The 24,803-nt window shown below is 66.5% G+C and carries 24 protein-coding genes; 12 read left to right on the forward strand and 12 right to left on the reverse strand.

All coding sequences use genetic code 11. From position 1 onward, the window contains the following. Positions 1–30 precede the first annotated feature (30 nt). The 10 genes from MRBLMX7_RS10030 to dnaA form a co-directional block, all read right to left on the reverse strand. A complete protein-coding gene (locus MRBLMX7_RS10030; RefSeq protein ID WP_363368109.1) occupies positions 31–1,008 on the reverse strand; it encodes a DUF4097 family beta strand repeat-containing protein in 978 nt (325 codons plus the stop codon). Then, complete coding sequence (locus tag MRBLMX7_RS10035) at positions 1,005–1,694, reverse strand: response regulator transcription factor (protein WP_363368111.1); 690 nt, start codon at positions 1,692–1,694, stop codon at positions 1,005–1,007. Before MRBLMX7_RS10035 ends, MRBLMX7_RS10030 begins: the two co-directional genes overlap by 4 nt. A 52-nt stretch (positions 1,695–1,746) precedes the next feature. Next, a complete protein-coding gene (locus tag MRBLMX7_RS10040) occupies positions 1,747–3,015 on the reverse strand; it encodes a sensor histidine kinase (RefSeq protein ID WP_363368113.1) in 1,269 nt (422 codons plus the stop codon). Positions 3,016–3,154: 139 nt separating this feature from the next. Next, positions 3,155–3,559: a DUF3566 domain-containing protein gene (locus tag MRBLMX7_RS10045; protein WP_050723544.1), complete on the reverse strand. Its 405-nt coding sequence runs from the start codon at positions 3,557–3,559 to the stop codon at positions 3,155–3,157. Beyond that, entirely contained in the window at positions 3,556–6,123 is a 2,568-nt protein-coding gene (gene gyrA / locus MRBLMX7_RS10050; RefSeq protein ID WP_363368116.1) for a DNA gyrase subunit A, read from the reverse strand. The genes MRBLMX7_RS10045 and gyrA overlap by 4 nt, the downstream gene beginning before the upstream one ends. Before the next feature lie 52 nt (positions 6,124–6,175). Next, positions 6,176–8,245 (reverse strand): DNA topoisomerase (ATP-hydrolyzing) subunit B, encoded by a 2,070-nt coding sequence (gene gyrB / locus MRBLMX7_RS10055; RefSeq protein ID WP_363368118.1) that lies wholly within the window; start codon positions 8,243–8,245, stop codon positions 6,176–6,178. Between the two features lie 118 nt (positions 8,246–8,363). Next, positions 8,364–8,873 (reverse strand): DUF721 domain-containing protein, encoded by a 510-nt coding sequence (locus MRBLMX7_RS10060; RefSeq protein ID WP_363368120.1) that lies wholly within the window; start codon positions 8,871–8,873, stop codon positions 8,364–8,366. Next, a complete protein-coding gene (gene recF / locus MRBLMX7_RS10065) occupies positions 8,866–10,026 on the reverse strand; it encodes a DNA replication/repair protein RecF (protein WP_363368122.1) in 1,161 nt (386 codons plus the stop codon). Before recF ends, MRBLMX7_RS10060 begins: the two co-directional genes overlap by 8 nt. Before the next feature lie 66 nt (positions 10,027–10,092). Continuing rightward, positions 10,093–11,235, reverse strand: a complete 1,143-nt coding sequence (gene dnaN / locus MRBLMX7_RS10070) for a DNA polymerase III subunit beta (RefSeq protein WP_363368124.1) — start codon at positions 11,233–11,235, stop codon at positions 10,093–10,095. Positions 11,236–11,731: 496 nt separating this feature from the next. Then, positions 11,732–13,126 (reverse strand): chromosomal replication initiator protein DnaA, encoded by a 1,395-nt coding sequence (dnaA, locus tag MRBLMX7_RS10075; RefSeq protein ID WP_363368126.1) that lies wholly within the window; start codon positions 13,124–13,126, stop codon positions 11,732–11,734. A gap of 316 nt (positions 13,127–13,442) precedes the next feature. Between dnaA and rpmH the strand changes: the two genes are divergently transcribed. The 12 genes from rpmH (at position 13,443) to MRBLMX7_RS10135 (ending at position 23,372) form a co-directional block, all read left to right on the forward strand. After that, a complete protein-coding gene (gene rpmH / locus MRBLMX7_RS10080) occupies positions 13,443–13,580 on the forward strand; it encodes a 50S ribosomal protein L34 (RefSeq protein ID WP_022879826.1) in 138 nt (45 codons plus the stop codon). A gap of 6 nt (positions 13,581–13,586) precedes the next feature. Further along, positions 13,587–13,931, forward strand: a complete 345-nt coding sequence (rnpA, locus tag MRBLMX7_RS10085) for a ribonuclease P protein component (protein WP_363368128.1) — start codon at positions 13,587–13,589, stop codon at positions 13,929–13,931. After that, a complete protein-coding gene (gene yidD / locus MRBLMX7_RS10090; RefSeq protein WP_363368130.1) occupies positions 13,928–14,278 on the forward strand; it encodes a membrane protein insertion efficiency factor YidD in 351 nt (116 codons plus the stop codon). Before rnpA ends, yidD begins: the two co-directional genes overlap by 4 nt. 3 nt (positions 14,279–14,281) lie before the next feature. Beyond that, a complete protein-coding gene (gene yidC, locus MRBLMX7_RS10095; RefSeq protein WP_363368132.1) occupies positions 14,282–15,352 on the forward strand; it encodes a membrane protein insertase YidC in 1,071 nt (356 codons plus the stop codon). Further along, positions 15,349–15,840 (forward strand): protein jag, encoded by a 492-nt coding sequence (locus MRBLMX7_RS10100; RefSeq protein ID WP_050723553.1) that lies wholly within the window; start codon positions 15,349–15,351, stop codon positions 15,838–15,840. The genes yidC and MRBLMX7_RS10100 overlap by 4 nt, the downstream gene beginning before the upstream one ends. Before the next feature lie 34 nt (positions 15,841–15,874). Continuing rightward, positions 15,875–16,507 (forward strand): 16S rRNA (guanine(527)-N(7))-methyltransferase RsmG, encoded by a 633-nt coding sequence (rsmG, locus tag MRBLMX7_RS10105; protein ID WP_363368134.1) that lies wholly within the window; start codon positions 15,875–15,877, stop codon positions 16,505–16,507. Positions 16,508–16,871: 364 nt separating this feature from the next. Beyond that, positions 16,872–17,330 carry an AAA family ATPase gene (locus MRBLMX7_RS10110; RefSeq protein WP_363368136.1) on the forward strand — a complete coding sequence of 153 codons (459 nt, stop codon included), beginning with the start codon at positions 16,872–16,874 and terminating at the stop codon, positions 17,328–17,330. 1,808 nt (positions 17,331–19,138) lie between these two features. After that, entirely contained in the window at positions 19,139–20,014 is an 876-nt protein-coding gene (locus MRBLMX7_RS10115) for a ParA family protein (protein WP_363368138.1), read from the forward strand. After that, a complete protein-coding gene (locus MRBLMX7_RS10120) occupies positions 20,014–20,979 on the forward strand; it encodes a ParB/RepB/Spo0J family partition protein (protein ID WP_363368140.1) in 966 nt (321 codons plus the stop codon). Before MRBLMX7_RS10115 ends, MRBLMX7_RS10120 begins: the two co-directional genes overlap by 1 nt. Before the next feature lie 62 nt (positions 20,980–21,041). Then, the gene (locus MRBLMX7_RS10125) at positions 21,042–22,490 is read left to right on the forward strand and encodes a sugar porter family MFS transporter (RefSeq protein WP_363368142.1); all 1,449 of its coding nucleotides are present in this window, start codon (positions 21,042–21,044) and stop codon (positions 22,488–22,490) included. A 9-nt stretch (positions 22,491–22,499) separates the two neighbouring features. Continuing rightward, positions 22,500–22,835: a hypothetical protein gene (locus MRBLMX7_RS10130; RefSeq protein WP_050723557.1), complete on the forward strand. Its 336-nt coding sequence runs from the start codon at positions 22,500–22,502 to the stop codon at positions 22,833–22,835. Between the two features lie 3 nt (positions 22,836–22,838). After that, the gene (locus MRBLMX7_RS10135; protein WP_363368145.1) at positions 22,839–23,372 is read left to right on the forward strand and encodes a GrpB family protein; all 534 of its coding nucleotides are present in this window, start codon (positions 22,839–22,841) and stop codon (positions 23,370–23,372) included. Positions 23,373–23,422: 50 nt separating this feature from the next. Here the strand turns inward: MRBLMX7_RS10135 and trxA are convergent, their stop codons facing one another. Together trxA and trxB are read right to left on the reverse strand one after the other, a co-directional pair. After that, entirely contained in the window at positions 23,423–23,746 is a 324-nt protein-coding gene (gene trxA / locus MRBLMX7_RS10140) for a thioredoxin (protein ID WP_050723559.1), read from the reverse strand. A 68-nt stretch (positions 23,747–23,814) separates the two neighbouring features. Further along, complete coding sequence (trxB, locus tag MRBLMX7_RS10145; RefSeq protein ID WP_363368147.1) at positions 23,815–24,789, reverse strand: thioredoxin-disulfide reductase; 975 nt, start codon at positions 24,787–24,789, stop codon at positions 23,815–23,817. Positions 24,790–24,803 lie beyond the last annotated feature (14 nt).

The raw sequence follows: 24,803 nt of genomic DNA on the forward strand, positions 1-24,803 counted from the left end.
ACCCCGGGGGTGTCCCGCCCTCGACGTGGATCATCGGCCGGGTCGGATGGTCACGCTGCCCGCCGAGAGCGTGACCTCGATGGTCCGCGAGCTGTTCGACGACTCGTCGATGCGGGCATCGAGCGACCCCGCGCTCACCTCCTGGGTGATCGCGTACGAGGTGTCGGGGACGGTGAGATCGACCGACCCGGCGCTGACCTCGACCGCGGTGCGACTGGGCGCCGTACCCGTCAGCTCGACGTTCATGTCTCCGGCCGAGACGCTCAGGTCCGCATCGTCCACGCCGTCGAGCACGACATCGGCACGCCCGGCGCTCATGTCGATCGCGAGACTCGTGGCCGCGCCCTCGACATCCAGCGCGCCGGCGTTGACCGTCACGTCGAGCGCCCCGAAGTCGCCGACCACGTCGAGGCTCCCCGCATCGAGGATGAGCGTCGCGTCCAGCGCCTCCTCTCGCAACCCCTCAGGGAGCGTGAGCACAGCGGACTCCTCGTCGCCGAACCAGCCGCCGAACCACCAGCCCCAGCGGAACTCGGGGCTCCGGACCACGACCTCGTCCCCCTGTCTCTCGAGCGTCCAGCCGGGGCTGCGCCCGTTCGTGACCGAGAGCTCCGCCTCGTCGACGTCGCCGAACTCGATGCGCATGTTCCCGGCATCCACGTCGAGGTCGATTCCCGTGAGCCCCTCGGCATCGACGGTCTGCACCGAGTCGCTCCGCTCGTCCGATGCCGCCAGGAGCGTTCCGGTCGCGGCGACCGCGGCGGTGCCGCCGGATCCCAGCAACGCGAGTCCGCCGATCACGGCCGTGCTCACGAGCACCGCCGTGACGCCCGGTCCGCGCTTCTCTGTACGATCACCCGTAGGCGGGAGATCGGCGGGGGCGGGATTCGCGGGCGGAGTCTGCGAGGACGCCGAGGCCGGTGCAGTCGCTGGAGGCGGGGTGAGCGGAATGTGCCCGCTGTCGTTCGCGGCCCCCTGGTCCGGGGTGCTGTTCTGTTCGGTGCTCATCGTGCGGCTCCTGTCTGGCCGGTGGGCGGAGTGGTTCCGCCGGTGTTCTCGATGTGGGCGAGGGCGGCGAGCACGCGTCGGTTGCCCGACTCGTCCGGCTCGAACCCGAGTTTCTGGAAGATGGCGGTGATGTGCTTCTCGACACTCGCCTCGGAGAGGAAGAGCAACCCCGCGATCGCCTGATTGGACTTGCCCTCCGCGATCAGCGCGAGCACGGTGCGCTCCCGCTCGGTGAGGCGCATCATCCGGTCGTCGCGGTTGCGGCGGGTCAGCAGCTGAGCCACGACCTCGGGGTCGAGCACTGTGGCTCCCTCGGAGATGCGCTGCACCGAGGCGAGGAACTCCGCGACGTCGGCGACCCGGTCCTTGAGCAGGTATCCGAGCGGACCTCCCTGCGCAGCGATGAGATCCGAGGCGTAGCGCTCCTCGACGTACTGCGAGAGCACGAGCAGCGGGAGTGCCGGATCCGTGGCACGCAGCTCGAGCGCCGCGCGGATCCCCTCGTCCGTGAAGGTCGGAGGGAGTCGGACATCGAGGATGCAGAGCTCCGGGGCTTCGTTCCGCACGGCCTCGGCGAGTCCGTGCGTGTCGGGGAGAGCGGCGACCACGGTGTGGCCGGCGTCTTCGAGCAGACGCACGAGTCCTTCGCGGAGGAGGACGGAGTCCTCGCAGATCAGGATGCGCATGGCAGACCTCCCTCAGTACCGACGCGGCGATGCTGGTCGAGAAGCGGGCGGATCAGGATGCGCATGGCACGTTCACCTCCAGGCTGGTGGGACCGCCGATCGGACTGTCGAGCCGGAACGTCCCGCCCGCGGCGAGGATCCGGTTCGCGATGCCGTCGAGACCGCCGCCGGGCTGCACCTGCGCGCCGCCCATGCCGTTGTCCTCGACCCTCGCCCACAGCACGCCGCCCTCGCGGAGTCGCACAGTCACCCGCGTCTCGCTGGCCCGCGAGTGCTTGGCCGCGTTCGTGAGCGACTCCGCGATCGAGAAGTACACGGCGGCCTCCGCCTCACGGCTGCAGCGTCCGTCCATGCGGACGTCGAGGCTCACGGGGATGTGCGAACGCCCTGCGAGCGCCGACAGCGCGGCGTCAAGACCGCGGTCGTCGAGCACCGAGGCGTGGATGCCGCGGGCCAGCTGCCGCAGTTCGGTGATGGCCGCCTTGGTCGACGTGTGGGCCTCGGCGATCAGCTCCTTCGCGGCATCCGGGTCGTTGTCGATCTTCTGCTGCGCGAGCCCCAGGGTCATGCCGACCGAGACGAGTCGCGGCTGGACGCCGTCGTGCAGGTCGCGCTCGATGCGTGTGCGCTCGACGTCCGCGGCGCGGACCGCGCCTTCGCGCTGGGCGGTGCTGGTGCGCACGCGCTCGGTGAGCTCCGCCTCCTTCGAGCGGATCACGATCGACAGCGACAGCACCCGGTGAAGGGCGGCGAGTCCGATCATGCCGACGATGCAGGCGGCGATGCCGAGGATCCCGACGAGCGGCGCCCAGGGAGCCGTGATCCCGCCGCCGCCGAACGGGCCCATCACGGCCTCGGAGCCCACGATCGGCGCGAAGCAGATCGCGATCGACCAGACGAGTCCCCAGGCCAGTCGCAGCACGACCCAGCCGAGCACGGCGGAGATCGCGAAGTTGGCGATGGCCCGCCACATGCGACCGTCGATCGCTTGACGCCCAAGAGCGCGAACCCAGCCCGAGAAGCCCGGACGGTCGCGGGGACGCCACCGGAGCGGAGCGATCGGAGTGCGGTACAGACCGCTCACCCGGGCGACCTCGAACCAGCCGACGCCGAACAGCGCGTAGATCAGGCCGACGAGGAGGACGATCCCGACTCCGGCGGCGAACAGCAGGCCGAGGCCTGTCCCGAGCAGTCCGGTCAGCGCTCCGAAGATGACGCCGCCGATCACGCCGACGCCCGCCAGGTGCAGGATGGTGAGGAAGAGGCGCAGCGGCGGCTTGGCCGGCTTCGCCCGCTGCGGCACGGCAGTCTGTGTGGTCATGGTTCCAAGGTACGGGCGGCCCGATGACGCCGACACCGAGGCATCCCGAGACCCCGCTTCGGGTTTTCCCTACCCCGGACTCACGCCGGGAACGCCGGAGGGGCGGATGCCGCAGCATCCGCCCCTCCCGTGAATCGCGTCAGTTCGACATGAAGCCGACGAGCAGTCCACCCGTCACCTTGACGGCGACGTTGTAGATTCCCGCGACCACGGCGCCGAGCACCGTGAAGACGATCAGGTTCAGGATCGACACGACGGCCGCGAACGCCATGACCTGCGGGAGGCCTGCGATCTCGGAGATCTGCACCGCGTTGTCGGTGACCGTGCCGATGAAGTCGTCGGCCTGCGCCAGGATGCCGGTCGCCTGCAGCACGAGGTAGATGAGGAAGAACGACACCATGGTCACGATCGCCAGCGCGACGGCGCCGAGGAACGAGAGCTTCACGGCCGACCAGAAGTCCACGTAGACCAGGCGCAGGCGGACCTGCTTGCCACCGGTCTTGCGCGTCGACTTCTTCGCCAGCTTGTCGGCTACTGTGCTCATGCGTCTGTGTCCTCAGGGTTCTCGGTCGTCTCAGGGGAGATGGTGGGGGAGTCCACCTCCGCCTCGGCCGATTCATCATCCTCGGCGAGGCCCCGCTCACCGTTGCGGGCGATGGCGAGGATGCGGTCGGCTTCCGTCGTCCGCGCGAACACCACTCCCATCGTGTCGCGGCCCTTGGCGGGCACCTCGGCCACGGCAGAGCGTACCACCTTGCCGCTGGACAGAACCACCAAGACCTCGTCGTCCTCCGAGACCATGAGACCACCCGCGAGAGTGCCCCGGTCGTCGTTGAGTTTCGCGACCTTGATGCCGAATCCGCCGCGTCCCTGGACCCGGTACTCCTCGATCGCGGTGCGCTTGGCGTAGCCTCCGTCGGTGACCACGAACACGTACTGACCGAGAGCTGCGACCGAGGCGGAGAGCAGGCTGTCGCCCTCGCGGAACTTCATGCCCTTCACGCCCGCGGTCGCGCGGCCCATCGGCCGCAGCGCCTCGTCGGTGGCGCTGAACCGCACCGACATGCCCTTGCGGCTGATGAGGAGGATGTCGTCCTCCGCATCGACCATGAGCGCAGAGACCAGCTCGTCCTCGTCGTTCAGACGGATGGCGATCACGCCGCCCTGACGGTTCGTGTCATAGCTCGACAGCGCGGTCTTCTTGACGAGTCCGTCACGGGTCGCGAGCACCAGGTAGTCGGCCACCTCGTAGTCGCGGATGTCGAGGATCTGCGCGATCTTCTCGTCCGGCTGCAGTGCGAGCAGGTTCGCGACGTGCGTGCCCTTCGCATCCCGGCCGGCCTCGGGGACCTCGTAGGTCTTCGAGCGGTAGACCCGGCCCTTGTCGGTGAAGAACAGCAGCCAGTGGTGGGTGGTCGTGACGAAGAAGTGCTCGACGATGTCGTCGGCGCGAAGTTGCGCGCCCTTCACACCCTTGCCGCCGCGGTGCTGCGAACGGTAGTTGTCACTGCGCGTGCGCTTGATGTAGCCCTCGCGCGTGACGGTGACGACCATCTCCTCCTCGGCGATGAGGTCTTCCATCGACACGTCGCCGTCGAAGCCGTGCAGGATGTGCGTCCGGCGCTCGTCGCCGAAGCGGTCGACGATTCCGGTGAGCTCCTCGCGGATGATGTCGCGCTGCAGCGCCTCGTCGGCGATGATCGCCTTGAACTCCTCGATCTTGGCGCGGAGCTCCTCGGCCTCCTCGAGGATCTTCTGCCGCTCGAGCGCGGCGAGGCGACGCAGCTGGAGGGCGAGGATCTCGTCGGCCTGGTCGGCGTCGACGTCGAGGAGCTTGATGAGACCCTCCCGTGCATCGTCGACCGTGGGCGAACGACGGATGAGCGCGATGACCTCGTCGAGCGCGTCGAGCGCCTTCAGGTACCCCTCGAGGGTGTGCATGCGCCGCTCGGCCTTCGCGAGGCGGAAGCGCGTGCGGCGGACGATGACCTCGAGCTGGTGGGTGATCCAGTTCGTGATGAAGCCGTCGATGCCGAGCGTGCGGGGCACGCCGTCGACGATCGCGAGCATGTTCGCGCCGAAGTTCTCCTGCAGCTGCGTGTGCTTGTACAGGTTGTTGAGCACGACCTTGGCGACGGCATCCCGCTTGAGGACGACGACGAGACGCTGACCCGTGCGGTCCGAGGACTCGTCGCGGATGTCCGCGATGCCGGTGATCTTGCCGTCGCGCGCGAGGTCGCCGATCTTCACCGCGACGTTGTCGGGGTTGACCTGGTACGGGAGCTCCGTGATCACGAGGCACGTGCGGCCCTGGATCTCCTCGACGTTGACGACCGCGCGCATCGTGATGGACCCGCGACCCGTGCGGTACGCCTCGTGCACGCCCTTGGTGCCCAGGATCTGCGCGCCGGTCGGGAAGTCCGGTCCCGGGATGCGCTGGATCAGGCCCTCGAGCAGCTCCTCGCGGGAGAGACCCGGGTTGTCGAGCGCCCAGAGCGCCGCCGCGGAGACCTCGCGGAGGTTGTGCGGCGGGATGTTGGTCGCCATGCCGACCGCGATGCCGACCGAGCCGTTGACGAGCAGGTTCGGGAAGCGAGCCGGGAGGACGGTCGGCTCCTGGGTCTGACCGTCGTAGTTGTCGGTGAAGTCGACCGTGTCCTCTTCGATGTCCCGCACCATCTCGAGCGCGAGCGGAGCCATCTTGGTCTCGGTGTACCGCGGGGCCGCGGCACCCATGTTGCCGGGCGAGCCGAAGTTGCCCTGACCGAGGGCGAGGGGATAGCGCAGCGACCACGGCTGCACCAGGCGGACGAGGGCGTCGTAGATCGCCGAGTCGCCGTGCGGGTGGTACTGGCCCATGACCTCGCCGACCACGCGCGCGCACTTGGAGAACGACTTGTCGGGACGGAACCCGCCGTCGTACATGCCGTAGATGACGCGGCGGTGCACCGGCTTGAGTCCATCGCGGACATCGGGGAGCGCGCGGCCCACGATCACGGCCATGGCGTAGTCGAGGTAGCTGCGCTGCATCTCCGACTGCAGGTCGACCTGGTCGATCTTGCCGTGGTCGTGGCCCTCGTTGAGGTCGGGACGTTCTTCGTCAGTCATGTGTTCTCTTCAGTTTCCGGTCGTTGAGCGAGCGAAGCGAGTCGAAACGCGCTCAGATGTCGAGGAAGCGGACGTCCTTGGCGTTGCGCTGGATGAAGCTGCGGCGCGACTCCACGTCCTCGCCCATCAGCACGCTGAAGATCTCGTCGGCGGCCGCAGCGTCCTCGATCGTCACCTGACGCAGCGTGCGCGTCGTGTGATCCATCGTGGTCTCCCACAGCTCCTTGGCGTTCATCTCGCCGAGACCCTTGTAGCGCTGGATTCCGGCATCCTTCGGGATGCGCTTGCCGTTCTCGAGGCCGTGCTTGAGCAGCGCGTCGCGCTCCGCATCGCTGAACACGTACTCGTGCGGTTGGTTGGTCCACTTGAGGCGGTACAGCGGCGGCATCGCGAGATACACGAAGCCCGCCTCGATCAGTCCGCGCATGTAGCGGAACAGCATCGTCAGCAGCAGCGTCGTGATGTGCTGGCCGTCGACGTCGGCATCCGCCATCAGCACGATCTTGTGATAGCGCGCCTTCTCGATGTCGAAGTCCTCGCCGATGCCCGTGCCGAAGGCCTGGATCATCGCCTGGACTTCCTTGTTGCCGAGCGCCTTGTCGAGGCGAGCGCGCTCCACATTGAGGATCTTGCCGCGGAGCGCCAGGATCGCCTGCGTGTGCGGATCGCGACCCTGCACCGCGGAGCCGCCGGCCGAGTCACCCTCGACGAGGAAGATCTCGCTGATCGAGGGGTCCTTGCTCGTGCAGTCCTTGAGCTTGTCGGGCATCGCCGCCGACTCGAACACGCTCTTGCGGCGGGCGGTCTCCCGCGCCTTGCGCGCGGCCATGCGCGCCGTCGCGGCGTCGATCGCCTTGCGGATCACGTTCTTCGCCTGGGCGGGATTGCGCTCGAACCAGTCGCCGAGCTGATCTCCCACGACCTTCTGCACGAACGCCTTGGCCTCGGTGTTGCCGAGCTTGGTCTTGGTCTGACCCTCGAACTGCGGCTCTCCGAGCTTGATCGAGATGACCGCCGTGAGGCCCTCGCGCACGTCGTCGCCGGAGAGGTTGTCGTCCTTCTCCTTGAGGAGGTTGTTGGCGCGGGCGTAGCGGTTCACGAGCGTGGTGAGCGCCGCGCGGAAGCCCTCTTCGTGTGTGCCGCCCTCGTGTGTGTTGATCGTGTTCGCGTACGTGAACACGTTCTCGGTGTAGGAGGTGGTCCACTGCATCGCGACCTCGAGGGAGATCTTGCGCTGGGTGTCCTCGGACTCGAACGCGATGATCTCCTCGTTCACGACCTCGGCATGCCGCACCTTGTTGAGGTACTCGACGTAGTCCACGAGACCGCGCTCGTAGAAGAACACGTCACCGGGCTGCTTCGTGACGGTCTGACCGTCGACCTCGACCTCGTAGGCGGAGGTGGAGCGCTCGTCCGCCAGTTCGATGCGCAGCCCCTTGTTCAGGAAGGCCATCTGCTGGAACCGCGTGCGGAGCGTGTCGTAGTCGAACTCGACGGTCTCCTGGAAGATCTCCGCGTCGGGCCAGAAGGTGATCGCCGTGCCGGTGGTGTCGGCGGCCTCGCCCTTCTCGAGCTTCTGCTGCGGGATTCCGCCGTTCGCGAAGCTGTGCCGCCAGACGAAGCCCTTCTGCTTGACCTCGACCTCGAAGCGCGTGGAGAGCGCGTTCACGACCGAGGAGCCGACACCGTGCAGACCGCCGGAGACGGCGTAGGCACCGCCGCCGAACTTGCCGCCGGCGTGCAGGATCGTGAGCACGACCTCGACGGTGGACTTGGACGGGTCGGACGAGTGCGGGTCGACGGGGATGCCGCGGCCGTTGTCGATCACGCGCACGCCGCCGTCGGCGAGGAGCGTGACGAGGATGGTGTCGGCATATCCGGCGAGGGCCTCGTCGACCGAGTTGTCGACGATCTCGTACACGAGGTGGTGTAGACCTCGAGGTCCCGTGGAGCCGATGTACATGCCGGGGCGTTTGCGGACGGCTTCGAGACCCTCGAGGATCTGGATCGAGTCGGCGCCGTACTCGCCGGGCTGCTGAGCCTTGGGGGCGGTGGGCTCCCCGTTCTCGGGGGTGCCTCCGGTGTTCGATTCCGGCTCGTCAGCGGGGGATTCAGGCGTCATCAGAGAGGTTTCTCCACATCGATATCACGAACTCCCATTCTAGCGGGGTTTCGAGTCGATATGCGGCTCAAAGGCCGTCTGCGGCCCTCTGAGCGTGTCGGACCCCTTGCGTGGTGTCCTACCCGTAGGTATCGCGTGGACCCCGCCCTGGGACGACTCTGGGACCCCATTTCCAGGAGGGTACGTCCGGTCCGATGAAGCGGAGGTTCTCGACGCCCGCATCCGGATAGCGTCGCCCGATCTCGGTCATGATGGTCGCCCGCATGTACTGGAGGTTCTTCGCCCATGCGGTCGAATCGCACTTCACCGTGAGCAGGCCGCGCTCGAGCGACACCGGCTCCGAGTGCTTCGCGGTGTCGGCACCTGCGAGGTCGGCCCACTGCCGGACGAGGTCCTCGCGGGCCAGGGTCGTCTGCCATCCGGCATCCTTGCTGAGCTTGTCGAGCACGGCACCCAGAGATCCCGGATCGCGGCCCGGCGTGAAAGGGGCGTTGTCGTCGTCGGTGACGAGACGACGCTTGCGCTTCCAGTTCTTCGAGCTGGGCTGGAGACCGCGCAGACGCAGATACGTCGCAACGGTCTCCGGAGTCTCGGGGGACGGGGCGGCGGTGCTCGCGACGTCAGTCATCCGCCGCCTCCCGTTCGTCGCTGATGGTCCCCGCCGAGATCCGCACCACGTGGGCGTGCAGCACCTCGGGGATATCCTCCTCCACCGCAGCGGTGACCACCACCTGCTCGTACCCCGCGGTGAGCGTCGCGAGTCGCTGACGACGGTCGGCATCGAGTTCGGCGAACACGTCGTCGAGGATCAGCACAGGGTCGCCGGCCGGGGACTCGCTGCGCAGCAGTTCCGCGGACGCGAGACGCAGAGCGAGCGCGACGGACCACGACTCGCCGTGCGACGCATAGCCCTTGACGGGAAGACCGCGGACACGGAGGACCAGATCATCGCGGTGCGGACCGGTGAGCGTGAGTCCGCGTTCGAGCTCCTGGGTGCGCTTCGCGAGGAGGGATGCCCGGAACATCTCGGCGATGTCGCCCGTGGAGTCGGCGGTCGCGGCCTCACCCTCTTCGGGGTCGCCGCCGCGCACGGACAGGGCCCACTCGAGCTGCGGCTGATGGTCGGCGCCGGCGATCGCGGCATAGGCGTCCGCGACCGGCTGCTGCAGGTCGGCGGCCAGGCGCTGACGCGCGGCGATGATCTCCGAACCGAGAGCCACGAGCTTGTCGTCCCACACGTCGAGCGTGCTCAGCGCGTCTCCACGGATGCCGCGTGCTCGTGCCGACTTGAGCAAGGCGGTGCGCTGCTTGAGGACGCGATCGTAATCGGCGAGCACGGCCGAGAGACGCGGGGTGCGCTGGATCAGCAGCTGGTCCGCGAAACGGCGCCGCGACGACGGATCCCCCCGTACGATCTGGAGATCCTCGGGTGCGAAGAGCACGACGTGCGCATAGCGCGGCAGCTCGCTGGTCTTCGACGGCGATCCGTTGATCCGGGCCTTGTTCGATCCCTGCCGATTGAGCTGCACCTCGGTGAGGACCTTGCGCTCTCCGTGCGACAGGCGAGCCCGGATGATCGCGAACTCCTGACCGTCGCGCACCATCGGCGCATCCGACGACACCCGGTGCGAGCCGAGCGTCGCGAGGAAGACGACGGCCTCCGCGAGGTTGGTCTTGCCCTGTCCGTTGCGCCCCACCAGGACGTTCGGACCGCGGTGGAGCGCGAGCTCGGCGGTCGCGTAATTGCGGAAATCAACCAGGCTCAGGTGTTCCACGATCACGGGATCAGCCTACCTTCGGGGTCCGACAGCGCTCGAGGCGAGCGTCGGGCCGTCGAGGGATGCGCGTCAGCGCAGCAGCAGGTTGGGCTGCAGCAGGTACTTGAACGAGTCCAGACCGGCCTGGTCGACCGAGGTCTGACTCGTGATGAGGACGGGGCTGAGCTTGTTGGCGTTGTCGCTCGAGGTGAACGTCACGCGCACGAACTCGCTCTTCACCGCGCCGAGAGCCTCGATGAGGTACTGCGGGTTCAAGCCGAGCGTGACCTCGTCGCCGCCCGAGAGGATCGCGTCCACCGACTCGGAGGCGCGGGCGTGCTCGCTGCCGGATGCGTCCATGGTGACGCCGTCGGACGAGAACGTGAACCGTAGCGGTGCGGCGCGATCGAGCACCAGGGCCACACGCCGCACGGCCTCGACGAGATCCGCCGTATTGACGACCGCATAGTGGTCGGTCTGCTCCGGGAACAGGCGGCGGACCGGCGGGAAGTTGCCCTTGATCAGCAGCGACGTCACGGTCTTGTTGCCCGCGGTGAAAGCGATGATCTCGCGGTCGCCGGCACCGGAGAAAGCGATCTGGATCGTGCCGGCGTGACCGAAGGTCTTACCGACCTCGAGCAGGGTGCGTGCGGGGACCAGCGCGGTGGTCTCGACCGCTTCGCCGTCCCACGGCACGTCGCGGAGCGAGACCCGGTAGCGGTCGGTGGCGACGAGGCTCAGGCTCTGACCCGTGACCTCCAGCTGCACACCGGTGAGCACCGGGGTCACGTCGTCGCGGGATGCCGCGAAGCCGACCTGGGAGATCGCGGTGCCGAAGTCGTCGGCGGGGACCACGCCCGACGAACCGGAGACCTCGGGGATCGACGGATATTCCTCGACCGGCATGGCCGCGAGCGTGAACCGTGCGGAGCCGCAGGTGACCGCGATGCCGCCGTCGTCCTCGACGGCGATCTCGATCGGAGCGTTCGGGAGACGACTCGCGATGTCCGACAGCAGCCGACCGTGCACCAGGATCGTGCCCGGCGTCTCCACGGTCGCCTCGATCGTCGTGCGAGCGGATGCTTCGTAGTCGAAGGCGGAGAGCGTGAGCCCCGAGCCATCCGCCTCGATCAGGACGCCCGCGAGGATCGGCTGCGGATTGCGCTGCGGAAGCAGCTTGACGACGAATGACACAGCCTCGCTGAAGACATCGCGGTTGACCTGAAACCTCACGGGTGCTCCCTTGTCGTCGTTCTGTGACGCGTCGTGATCGGTCCTGCCAGTGCAGGGCTTCCCATGCTAGCCCCACAGTCGCTCTGATCCCTACGTCCGGTCGATTCCACTGCGTCGGGCGACTTTCCCCACCGTCTGGTGATCGGATCGCCCTTGATCTGACTTAACTCCTTAACGGTGTTAACACCTGTGGATACTGTGGATAAGTCGGTGGAAAGCAGTCGCGAGTAGGGAACTACACGATTGTCAGTTGTGGAATCCCTGAGGAATCCGCGGGTGTACGGCATCCCTCGCGCGAATCGTCCACCCCCGGTTATCCACAGGTCGAGCCGTTTCCCCCACATCCGTCCCGATGTCGAGGTCGATCATCCACAAGTTATCCACATGTGCAAACAGGCATCGATCGGATGCCGCGAACGGCACGCACACGCGACAGAAAGGGGGGCGCAGGGCCCTGTCGGACCGCGCACCCCCTTTTCTGGAGTGGAGACGCTGCTCAGCGGCGACCGAGCTGCGTGGTGATCTCCGTCACCTGGTTGTAGATCGATCGACGCTCCTTCATGAGCTCGCTGATCTTCTTGTAGGCGTACATCACGGTGGTGTGGTCGCGGTTGCCGAACAGCTGACCGATCTTGGGCAGCGACAGGTTCGTGCGCTCGCGGCACAGGTACATCGCGATCTGTCGAGCGGTCGCGATCTGCTGCGAGCGTGACGACCCGTACAGGTCGTCGACCGTCAGCTTGAAGTACTGCGCGGTCGCCGTGATGATGTCGGTCGGCGAGATGATGTTGTCCTCGGCCGTGTCGACGATGTCCCGTAGCACCGTCTGCGCCAGGGAGATGTCGAGCGGCGACCGGTTGAGGCTCGCGAACGCCGACACGCGGATCAGCGCGCCCTCGAGCTCGCGGATGTTCGACGAGACGACGGTCGCGATGTACTCGAGCACCTCGTCGGGGATGTGCAGCGACTCGCTCTGAGCCTTCTTGCGGAGGATCGCGATGCGGGTCTCGAGGTCGGGCGCCTGCACGTCGGTGATGAGACCCCACTCGAAACGGCTGCGCATGCGGTCCTCGAAGCCGGTGAGCAGCTTCGGAGCGACATCGCTCGTGATCACGACCTGCTTGTTGTGGTCGTGCAGCGTGTTGAACGTGTGGAAGAAGGCCTCCTGCGTCTCCGCACGTCCCTGCAGGAACTGGATGTCGTCGATCAGAAGGATGTCGACCTCGCGGTAGCGAGCCTGGAAGGCCGCGCCGCGGTTGTTCGCGATCGAGTTGATGAAGTCGTTCGTGAACTCCTCGCTCGAGACGTACCGCACCTTGACTCCGGCGTAGAGGGACTGCGCATAGTCGCCGATCGCGTGCAGGAGGTGCGTCTTCCCGAGACCGGAGTCCCCGTAGATGAAGAGAGGGTTGTACGCCTTGGCCGGCGCCTCGGCCACCGCGACCGCCGCGGCATGCGCGAAGCGGTTGGACTGCCCGATCACGAAGTTGTCGAAGGTGTACTTCGGGTTGAGACGCGACTCGTGGCGCATCGGCGCGGGAGCCTGCTCCATGGGGGACTCGATCCGCACCTGCTCCTGGCGGCCAAAGTCGGCCACGGCGATCGGAGCCGTCGGCTGGTCGGCGAGCTCGTGGTTGACCACCACCCGGTAGGAGGTCACCTCCTCGCCGATATGAGAGAGCGCCTCCATGATCGGAAGGCGCAGCCGCTTGTTGATCTGCGCAGCAGTGAGATCGTTCGGCACTTCGAGATAAAGAGTCGCCGCCATCACGCCCGCAGGCACGGCCAGACTGAGGAACCCCTGCAGTTGAGGTGTCACGCGATCGTCGGCCTCCAGCAGCTCCTGCACCGCGGTCCAGATCGGGACGTCGGGCTGGGCTGGTGAGGACATGACGCTCCGGGAGGGGATCGCGGGGGGCGTCGTCGGATGCGGCCTCCCTGTGGATAACTTCGGATGCCACGGTAGTCATCGCCGCCGGGAACGGCAACCTGGCCTTGGAATACCGCGCGCGTGTTGCGCCCGCGCACGACGACGGGGTTGTGGATAATGGCTGTGCGGATCTTCGCGGGCGAGCACCGGATCAGCGCGCAGATTTGCTCTGCGCGCCGTCGCGACGTACCCTTAGTCGGTTGACTTATGCCTGAACGGCAGTTCCCTCTGTCTCCGGACGCACAGATCCCGGTGACACCATTCCCGGAGTGATTCCATGAGCAAGCGCACCTTCCAGCCCAACAACCGTCGTCGCGCCAAGAAGCACGGCTTCCGCGCCCGCATGCGTACCCGCGCCGGCCGCGCCATCCTCTCGGCCCGCCGCGCGAAGGGCCGCACCGAGCTCTCCGCGTAAACCGCTGTGCTCGCCCGCCCGTTCCGGCTGACCCGCGGGAGCGACTATCGACTGGTCGTTCGACGCGGATCGCGGTGTGGCGGAGCCCGGGTCGTCACGTCCATGCTGACGACGGGTGAGAGCAGAGCCGCGAGGTTCGGATTCATCATCAGCAAGCAGGTGGGCACCGCAGTGGTGCGCAACACCGTGCGTCGGCGGCTCAAAGCCGTCTGCGCGGAGGCGCTCTCCCGGGTGCCTGAGGGCACGGATGTCGTCATCCGTGCCCTTCCTGCGTCCGCGACTGCGAGCTACTCCGAGCTCAGTGCCGACGTCAACCGCTGCCTCGGTCGTCTCGCGCAGGTGCGAACATGACCGCGCTGCCGGCCTCGTCGATCGGGACGGCGCATCTCGACTCGAGGGACCTGCTCCGCAGCATCCCCCTCGTACCGCGCAACCTCGTTCTCGGGTTCCTGGCCGGCTACCGGCGGGTGATCTCTCCGATGTACGGAGACGTGTGCGCCTACTACCCGTCCTGTTCGGCTTACGCTGTAGGGGCGGTGCAACAGCACGGCGCCGTGAAAGGGGCAGCCCTTTCGGCATGGCGCATCCTCCGTTGCAATCCCTGGAGCCACGGCGGCGTCGATGACGTCCGTCCGCACGAACACTTCCGCTACGACCTGACCGCTCACGGTTTCGTCGTCCCCTCCCGAAAGGACTGACCGGTGGGTCTAGATCTCCTGCTCGCCAGCACCACCCCGTCGCCGGAGCCGGCGTCCGGCGGGTTCGACCTGCTCGGGACCATCCTGTGGCCGCTCAAGTGGCTCGTCGAGATGGTGCTCGTCGCATGGCACTGGCTGCTGACCGCCGTCGGTCTGCCCGCGGCATCCGGCCTCACCTGGGTCCTCTCGATCGTCGGCCTCGTCATCGTGGTGCGCGCTGCGCTGATCCCGCTTTTCGTGAAGCAGATCAAGAGCCAGCGGAAGATGATGGAAATCGCTCCTGAACTCCGAAAAGTTCAGGAGAAGTACAAGGGCAAGAAGGATCAGCTCAGCCGTGAGGCGATGAGTCGCGAGACCATGGCCCTGTACAAGAAGCACGGCACGACGCCGATGTCGAGCTGCCTCCCGCTCCTCGTGCAGATGCCGATCTTCTTCGCCCTGTTCAGCGTGCTCAACGATGTCAGCAAGCACGCCAAGCTCGAGATCGGCGGTGTCGGGCTCCTCACTCCGGAGCTCACCAAGGAGTTCTACGACGCGCAGCTGTTCGGTGTCGCGTCCCTGCACGAGAACCTCGGCAACGCGTTCGAGGCGGGGAACACCGTCGCGATCGTGATCCTCGTGGTCCTGGTCGTCCTCATGATCGCCTCGCAGTTCTTCACGCAGCTGCAGATCATCTCCAAGAACCTGTCGCCCGAGGCCAAGACCGGCCAGGCGTACCAGATGCAGAAGATCATGCTCTACGTCCTGCCGCTGGGCTTCATCTTCTCCGGCGTGTTCTTCCCGCTCGGCGTCGTCATCTACTGGTTCATCTCGAACCTGTGGACGATGGGTCAGCAGTTCCTCGTCATCCGTGAGATGCCGACCCCCGGCTCCGAGGCAGCCAAAGCTCGTGAGGAGCGACTCGCACGCAAGGGCAAGGCGATCGACTCCTCCGGCAAGGTCGTCTCGATGGCGGTCTATGAGGCGGAGCAGCAGCGGATGCTGGACGAGGTCGAGAAGGCCAAGGCCGCAGCACCGAAGCGTCAACAGCCCGTGGGCAAGAAGCGTGCCAAGAAGAAGGGGAGCGGCGCATGACCGACAACCTGACCGAAACCGTCGAGCCCTCGGTGGCCGACCTCGAGAACGAGGGCGACGTCGCCGCGGACTACCTGGAAGAGCTGCTCGACATCGCCGACATCGACGGCGATCTGAATCTGGATGTACGGCAGGGACGCGCGTATGTGTCGGTGGAGGCCGAGGGCGACGGTCTGTCGCTGCTCTCGGCGCCCGATACGGTCCAGGCCCTGCAGGAACTCACTCGTCTTGCCGTGCAGAACAAGACCGGCTCGTTCTCTCGCCTCATCCTGGACATCGGTGGCTCACGTGATGCCCGGCGCCGCCAGCTCGAGACGCTGGTGAGCGCGGCGGCGACGAAGCTCGACGACGGTGCGTCGCAGGCCTCGCTCCCCGCGATGTCCAGCTACGAGCGCAAGCTCGTCCACGACATCGCCGCCGAGCACGGTCTCGTCTCCGAGTCCTACGGTGAGGGCGCCGACCGCCACACCGTGCTGCGCCGTCACTGACGTTTCACGTGAAACATCGCGCTGAGAAGTCTGCATGACGATCGTCGAGACCGAGCCCGCCACCGCGGTGCGGCTCTTCGGCGACCGCATCGAACTCGCGCGCGCCTTCACGGCTGCATTAGCAGATCAGGGTGAGGAGCGCGGGCTGATCGGCCCCCTGGAGCTTCCGCGCCTCTGGACCAGACATATTCTCAACAGCGCGATCGCCGCGCCGCTGTTCCACGGAACGGTCGCGGACATCGGTTCCGGGGCAGGGCTGCCGGGCATCGTGCTGGGAATCGCCCGCCCGGACGTGCACTTCACACTCATCGAGCCCATGGAGCGACGCGTCACCTGGCTCACGGAACAGGTCGAGGCTCTCGGGCTCGACAACGTCGACGTCGTGCGCGCCCGCGCGGAAGAGGTACACCTGCCGGAGGGCTTCGACGTGGTCACCGCTCGAGCCGTGAGTGCGCTCCGAACGCTGCTGCCCTGGACCGCGCCGCTCGTGCGCGACGGAGGAGAGCTGGTACTCCTGAAGGGCATCAACGCGACCAAGGAAACCGACGCGGCGCAGAAGCAGATCAAGAAGTTCCGGCTGTCCGATGTCCGCGTCGAGGTGCTCGGTGAGGGAGTTCTTCCCGACGCCGAGGTCACACGAGTGATTCGGGCTTCCGTTCGGTCCTGAGGTTGTCGGCAGTGTCTTGCTGAGTTCTGCTGTGCTGGTGCTGTTTCCTGTGTGTGTCGGGTTGCGGGGTGCTCCTCGGGAAGGAGCAGAGCGGGGACCCTCCCGCTTCGCGGGCCCCTCCCGATGCTCCTTCCCGAGGACACCCCTCCACCCGACCGTCCCGGCGAGCCCGGAGATCCTGGGGCGGGACTGCGCATCGATCGAATGCTGGGGATGATGGGGCAGCGTCATCGCTTCGCTCGACGACTGCAGTGAAACGTGGGGCAGCGTACCGAGGTGTGACTGGGGGTGGATGTTTCACGTGAAACGTTCCGCTGGGCTGTAGCTGCGCATGTTTCACGTGAAACATGGGTAGCGTGAGGGGATGGGACGGGTACTCATCACCGGGATGTCCGGGGTCGGCAAGTCGACGGTGGTCGAGGGGATCGCTCAGCGGGGCATTGTCGCTGTGGACACGGACTACGGCGACTGGAAGAGCGCGGACGGTTCCTGGGACCTGGAAGCGGTTGGCAGACTGTTGCGTGAGAACGACGACATCGTGGTGTCGGGAACGGTCGAGAATCAGGGGATGCTGTACGACCTGTTCGATCACGTCGTGCTGCTCACCGCACCTCCATCGGTGTTGATCGAGCGCGTCACGTCTCGCCGGACGAACCCGTACGGATCATCGGCGGCCGAACGCGAGGAGATCCTCGAGTACACCCACACCGTGGAACCGCTGCTTCGAGCGACGGCGACAGAGGTGATCGAGACCACCCAGCCGGTTGCGACGACCGTGGATGCGATCGTCGGGCTTCTGGCGGTTCCCCGCCGTTTCACGTGAAACAACTCGCACCACTAGGTTCGGAGTCGTGCCCGCTGGAGAACTGTCCACCTGCGCGGTCATACGACTTCGGCGAACCACCGCGGGAGTGCAAAGCCCCCGGTGACTTCACAAGCCGAATCAAGCTGGGTTCAACCGACGGCTGTGTCGTGGGTTCGGTGTGTTTGACGTGAGCGATTGGCATCAACGGTTTTGAAGCCATGCCAATCCGGCGCGCAGTCCTCATCGGCGGGTACGCAGTCCGGCGGCGCAGCTCGACACTGCGACGCCAGCAGCCGGCTAAGCCACCACCCGAATCGAGAGGGGTCCAGACGAACAGATGGGGGCATGGGGTCGGTGTGCTTCACGTGAAACGTCGCACATCAAGAGGTTCGGCGCGATGCCGATCCGGAGGGCCAGTCCACATTGGCCGGCATGCAATTCCGGCGGAAGCTCCTCGTCTTTTCGAACGCCCCACCGCTGGCGACGCCACCACCCAGATCGAGCTGGGTCGAGAAGGGCAAATGATGTGCTGCGGGTTCAATGTGTTCACGTGAAACGTCTCCGGTCAATAGGCTCGGCGCGATGCCGATCCGGAGTTCACGTGCACATAGAGAGCATGAACCTCCAGCCGAAGCACCTCGTCGCCGCGCACGCCATCCTTCCGGCTACGTCACCACCGGTGTCGAACTGGGTCCAGGCGGATAGACACCGGCGCCGTCTGGTACGTTCCACGTGAAACGTCGCAGATCAAAGAGGTTCGGCGCGATGCTGATCCGGAGGGCCAGTCCCACATTGGTGGGCATGCACCTCTGGCGGAAGCTGCTCGTCTTTTAGAACGCCCCACTGCTGGCGACGCCACCACCCAGATCGAGCTGGGTCGAGGGGACGAAAGTGGCGCGGGTTCAGAGTGTTTCACGTGAAACACACCGCACCACTAGTTCGGAGCCATGCCGATCCGGTGCGCCATTCCCCGTCGGCGGGCATACAACTCCGGCGAAGGCACCCCGTCACTGCAACAGCCACCCCGCCGCTCCACCGCTCGAATCGAGCTGGGCACAGGTCAACAGGTGTCGCCATGGGTTCACGTGCGTCTCACATGAAACCTTGTCAACGCAGAGACGTGCGACGGAGAGGCCTTGATGCGCGTCGCACTCGGTCGTGCCGGAGAGCGCGGTCGTGTCGTGGGGGGTTGGGCCCTTGAATCGACGCTGCCGGGACAACAGGAACAGTCGTCTGCGCGAGAGAAGGTACACCGGAAGCCTGGTGGGTCAGCCCTGAGATTCTCCGGGAAGGGTGGATATCAGGTCGGGGTAGTCGTGCGACGAGTTCAGCCGGGACGATCGTCGACGAGGGTCCCGCGAGAACCGCTCGCTCCCGTGACCACAATGGCTCCGCACGCTGCGACGGACCGTGCGACAAAACTGCGACGAGTCCGCGACGAGACTGTGACGCGACCGCGGGCAGACAAACGCCCACTTCGCACGTCTCCGATCCGTCGCCAGCCCTGGAGCAGGACTCCTCACCATGGCACGCGGATGAACCGGGTGTCGAGATGCGCTTCGACATGCGCCCACCGGGGGAGGAGTCCGTCGTTGCCGTCCTGCCCCCTATCCTCGCCGGCAAAATGGGCGTTCCGCAGAGAACACACGGGTGGAATCGATGACGTGAGCCACCATCACCCGCGCGCCGACCGGGTCGCCGTCGCCGACGATGCAGCGAGACTCTGTCACGTCGGGGATAGCGATTAGAGTGGAAGACGGTCCCGAAAGGAGTGGATGTTTCACGTGAAACAGTCCGAACAGGCATCACCGAAGGACGCTTTCGGGATGGATACGCCGCTCGCGCGGGAACTCGCCGACCTCTCCGCTCGCCGCCGCGCACTCGAAGGTGTACGCATGGAGTTCACGGGGGAGACCCGGATCCTGACGGTGTCGAACCAGAAGGGCGGTGTCGGCAAGACGACGAGCGCCGTCAACGTCGCCTCAGCTCTCGCAGGACTCGGGGCTAAAGTCCTCGTGATCGACCTCGACCCTCAGGGCAACGCCTCGACAGCTCTGGGAGTGCCGCACAACGCCGATACCCCGAGCGTGTACGACGTCCTCATCGAGGAGTTCCCCCTCGCGGAGATCGTGCAGCCGAGCCCCGAGAACGAGAACCTCTTCTGCGCTCCGAGCACGATCCACCTCGCCGGGGCTGAGATCGAACTCGTCGCCCAGGTGGCGCGAGAGCACCGCCTCCGTCGGGCACTCCTCGAGTACCTCGAGGATCACCCGATGGACTTCGTCATCATCGACTGCCCGCCGTCGCTGGGCCTGCTGACGATCAACGCCTTCACCGCAGCATCCGAGGTGTTCATCCCGATCCAGTGCGAGTACTACGCGCTCGAGGGTCTGAGCCAGCTGCTCGGCAGCATCCAGATGATCCAGAAGCACCTCAACCCGGGTCTGCACCTGTCGACGATCCTGTTGACGATGTACGACGGACGCACACGGCTCGCCCAGCAGGTGGCCGACGAGGTGCGCAGTCACTTCCCGACACAGGTGCTGGAGACCGTGATCCCTCGGTCGGTCCGTGTGTCGGAGGCCCCGAGCTTCGGACAGACCGTGATCGCCTACGATGGGCAGTCTGCCGGTGCGATCGCGTATCGCGAAGCCGCTGTCGAGATCGCGTCGCGTCCTGCGGCGCAGAGCAAGGAGAAATGATGGCCAAGCGCACCGGATTGGGCCGCGGCATCGGCGCACTCATCCCCACCGCCGATCAGGCAGAGCGTCCTGTCGACGTGTTCTTCCCCGGCACGAGCATCCGTCCCACGGAGCAGCCCGCGCCAGAGGTCGTCGACGCACCGGACCTCGAGTCGGTCCCCGGCATCCACCTCATCCAGGTCGATCCACAGAAGATCGTGCCGAATCCCCGGCAGCCGCGCACGCATTTCAACCCGGAGGATCTCGCTGAACTGGTGCACAGCGTCCGCGAGTTCGGCGTGCTGCAGCCGGTCGTCGTCCGCAAGAACGGCGAGGGCGACTACGAGCTCATCATGGGGGAGCGGCGCACCCGTGCGGCTCGCGAAGCCGGGCTCGACGCGATCCCGGCGATCGTCCGCGACACGGCGGACGAAGACCTGCTGCGCGACGCGCTGCTCGAGAACCTCCACCGTTCGGAGCTGAACCCGCTGGAGGAGGCATCCGCCTATCAGCAGCTGCTCGAGGACTTCGGGATCACTCAGGAGGAGCTCGCGACCAGGATAGGCCGATCCCGTCCGCAGATCAGCAACACGATCCGCCTCCTGAAGCTGCCGGTCCCCGTGCAGCAGAGGGTGGCGGCCGGAGTGCTGACTGCGGGTCACGCGCGGGCGATCCTCAGTCTCGATTCCCCCGAGGCCATGCAGCGTCTCGCCGACAAGGTCGTGAACGAGGACCTCTCGGTCCGCGCCACGGAGGAGGCCGCGAAGAGCACTCCCTCGGCTCCCGGACGCAGCGCCAAGCCGACCCCCGGTGCTCGTCGCGCCTACCTCGACGAGGTCGCCGGCAATCTCGGGGATCGCCTCAACACCCGCGTGAAGATCTCGCTGGGTGCTCGCAAAGGCCAGGTCACCATCGATTTCGCCTCCATCCAGGATCTCAATCGCATTCTCGAGGAACTGGGGGAGTCGAGCTACGGCTCGGCGTGAATGACCGCCCGCTGAGGGCACTCGTCCCCTAGACTCGCTCCATCGTGACGAGGGGGTCGACAATGTCCACAGCACAGAATGCCGAAGGCATCCGGCGCAAGGTGATCGCCGTGAGCATCGCGGCCGCGCTGGGAGGATTCCTCTTCGGCTTCGACACCGCGGTCATCAACGGGGCGGTGGATGCTCTCGCGGGAACCGTGTCGGGCTTCGATCTGGGCGTCGGACTCAAGGGCTTCGCGGTCTCCTCGGCGCTGATCGGCTGCGCCGTCGGAGCCTGGTTCGCCGGCCCGATCGCGAACAAACGTGGACGCATCCCCGTCATGGTGGTGGCCGCGGCGATGTTCTTCATCTCCGCGATCGGCTCCGGACTCGCGTTCAGCGTCGTCGATCTCATCATCTGGCGGGTGATCGGCGGGCTCGGCGTGGGCGCGGCCTCGGTGATCGCACCGGCCTACATCGCGGAGGTCTCACCGGCGGCGATCCGCGGCAGGCTCGGGTCGCTGCAGCAGCTCGCGATCGTGACGGGTATCTTCGCGGCCCTGCTGTCGGACGCCCTGCTGGCCGGGATCGCCGGCGAGGCGGATCAGCCCCTGTGGGGACTCACTGCCTGGCGCTGGATGTTCATGGTCGCGGCGATCCCGGCTCTCGTCTACGGGCTCGTGTCGCTGCGGCTGCCCGAGTCGCCGAGGTATCTGGTGAGGAAGGGCGACATCGAGAAAGCCTCCGAAGTGCTGCAGACGGTCACCGGCACGGTCGACGTCAAAGCGAAGATCACGGAGATCACCGGGACGATCGACACGGAGAAGAGCGAGTCTCTGCGCGACCTCCGCGGCAGCAGGCTCGGTCTCAAACCGATCGTGTGGGTCGGCATCCTGCTCTCCGTGTTCCAGCAGTTCGTGGGCATCAACGTGATCTTCTACTACTCGACGACTCTGTGGCAGTCGGTGGGTTTCGACGAGTCGAGCGCGCTGCTGACCTCGGTGATCACGTCCGTGACGAACATCGTCGTGACGATCGTTGCGATCCTGCTGGTCGACAAGGTCGGTCGACGCATCATGCTGCTCGTCGGATCTGTCGGCATGACGGTCACGCTGGGACTCATGGCGCTCGCGTTCTCGTTCGGCACCCTCGACGCCGAGGGGACCGCCACCCTGCCCGATCCGTGGGCGACCGTGGCCCTGATCTGCGCGAACGGCTTCGTGGTGTTCTTCGGTGCGACCTGGGGTCCGCTGGTGTGGGTGCTGCTGGGGGAGATCTTCCCGAACTCGATCCGCGCCGGAGCACTGGCGGTCGCGGCAGCCGCGCAGTGGGCGGCGAACTTCTTCATCTCTACGACGTTCCCCGTCTTCGCCGAGATCGGACTCACCTTCGCCTACGGTTTCTACGCGTTCTTCGCTCTGCTGTCGTTCTTCTTCGTGTACTTCAAGGTTCCGGAGACCAAGGGCAAGGAGCTGGAGGAGATGACCGACGAGTTGTCCGTGCAGCGCCGGGGACGCCCGAAGCCGACGTAGGCTGGAAGCATGACCGAGTCCGTTCCCCGCCGTGCCAGCCTCGAAGTGCTGCGCGCCGAGGCGTCGGACGAACTCGCGGTGCTGATCCAGGAACGCCTGCTGGGCGGCGAGGATCCGTGGGACTTCATGGAGGAGCTCCCGAGCGTCGACGAGCTGGTCGTCTACCTGCTCCGTGCCGACAACATCACCGCGAACGACGGCGTGCGTCCGAATGAGGCCCGGCACTACCGCGTGCTGCGCCAGATCGCGCTGGAGTACCCGGAGCTCACACCGGCGGTGTGGGGTCTGCTCGACGAGAAGCAGCGTCATCGCCGCTGGGATCCGACGATCGCCGACGCCTCTTGACGCATGCCGCGGATGCTGGTGGCCTACGACCCTGTGTGGCCTGAGCGTTTCGAGAGGCTGGCCGACGGCATACGTGCGGTGGCCGATCCGGAGTGGGTCATCGAGCACATCGGGTCGACGGCGGTGCCCGGTCTGCGCGCCAAGCCGATCATCGACCTCGCGGTCCGCATCTCCGATCACGGCGAGTTCGAGACGCATCGGCCCGCGCTCGAGCGCGCCGGGTGGGCTGTCGGCAGCGGTGTGCGCACGCATCCTGTGATGGTGTGGGAGCGCGACGGCATCCGCACGGCGATCGCGCACTTCTTCCCCGCGGCGGAGTGGGATGCCGTGAATCAGCGCCTCCTGCGCGACTGGCTGCGTGCACACCCTGATGATGCCGCGCGCTACGCACACGCGAAGTGCGATGCGGTGGCGGCCGCCGCGCGCGGAACCGCGTCGTACAACGACGCAAAGACCCCGATCGTCCAGGAGCTCGTCGATCAGGCTCGCGCGGCGCGCGGGCTACCCTCCGTCCCCGTCTCGGACAAGCGGGAATGACGAAGGGCCGTCACCCGTGGGGATGACGGCCCTTCGTGCGATCTGGGGGATCAGCCGATGTAGGCGGCGAGATCCTGCTCGAGGGCGTGCTTCGGCTTGGCGCCGATGATGGTCGTCTTGACCTCACCGCCCTGGAACACCTTCATCGCGGGGATCGAGGTGATCTGGTACTGCATCGCCAGCTGCGGGTTCTCGTCCACGTTGAGCTTGACGATGGTGATCTTGTCGGGGTTGTCGGCCTGGATCTGGTCCAGCACCGGGGCGACCATACGACACGGGCCGCACCACTCGGCCCAGAAGTCCACCAGCACGGGACCCTCGGCCTGAAGGACGTCCTGCTCCCAGGTCGCCTGGCTCGTAGTCTTTGCACTCATCAGTAGTTCTCCTTGATTCGAGGTTCGCCTGCTACAACAGCGGGCGAGCTGAAACTGTTCCCCGCCGTTCAGGCGATGATGATCTCCGCGGCCTCGGCGGCCGGGACCTCGACCGAGGCGTCATCGAAATCCGCGAGGAAGTGCTCGGCATCCAGAGCCGCGACCGTACCGGAGCCGGCAGCCGTGATGGCCTGACGGTAGGTGGGGTCGATCACGTCGCCGGCCGCGAAGACACCGGGCACCGAGGTCTTCGACGAGCGGCCGTCGACCCAGATCGTGCCCTCGGCCGTGAGATCGAGCTTGTCGTGCACCAGGTGCGTGCGCGGGTCGTTGCCGATGGCGATGAACAGGCCGTCGAGGGCGAGGTCACGCTGCGAGCCGTCGACCGTGGACGTGAGCTTCACGCCGGTGACGGCGTCGCCGCCGAGGACCTCGGCGACCTCACTGTTCCACACGAACTCGATCTTCTCGTTCGCGAACGCGCGCTCCTGCATGATCTTCGAGGCGCGCAGGGTGTCCTTGCGGTGGATCACATAGACCTTGTCGGCGAAGCGCGTGAGGAACGTCGCCTCCTCCATCGCCGAGTCGCCGCCGCCGACGACCGCGATCGTCTTCTCGCGGAAGAAGAAGCCGTCGCAGGTGGCGCACCAGGAGACGCCGTAGCCCGAGAGGCGCTCTTCGCCCTCGATGCCGAGCTTGCGGTAGGCGGAGCCGGTCGCGTAGATGAGCGACTGCGCCTCGTGCACGGTGCCGCTGCCGAGGGTGACCCTCTTGACCGGGCCGGCGACGTCGAGCTCGGTGACGTCGTCGTAGACGACCTCGGTGCCGAACTTCTCGGCCTGCTCCTGGAACTTCGCCATGAGCTCGGGGCCCTGGATGCCCTCGGGGAAGCCGGGGTAGTTCTCGACCTCGGTGGTGTTCATCAGCTCGCCGCCGACCTCGACCGAGCTCGCGATGAGCAGCGGCTTGAGGTTCGCGCGCGCCGCGTAGATGGCGGCGGTGAATCCGGCGGGGCCGGAGCCGATGATGATGACCTGACGCATGTGCTCTCCGTGAT

The sequence above is a fragment of the Microbacterium sp. LMX7-1.2 genome, from assembly GCF_040675935.1.
Taxonomy (GTDB): domain Bacteria; phylum Actinomycetota; class Actinomycetes; order Actinomycetales; family Microbacteriaceae; genus Microbacterium.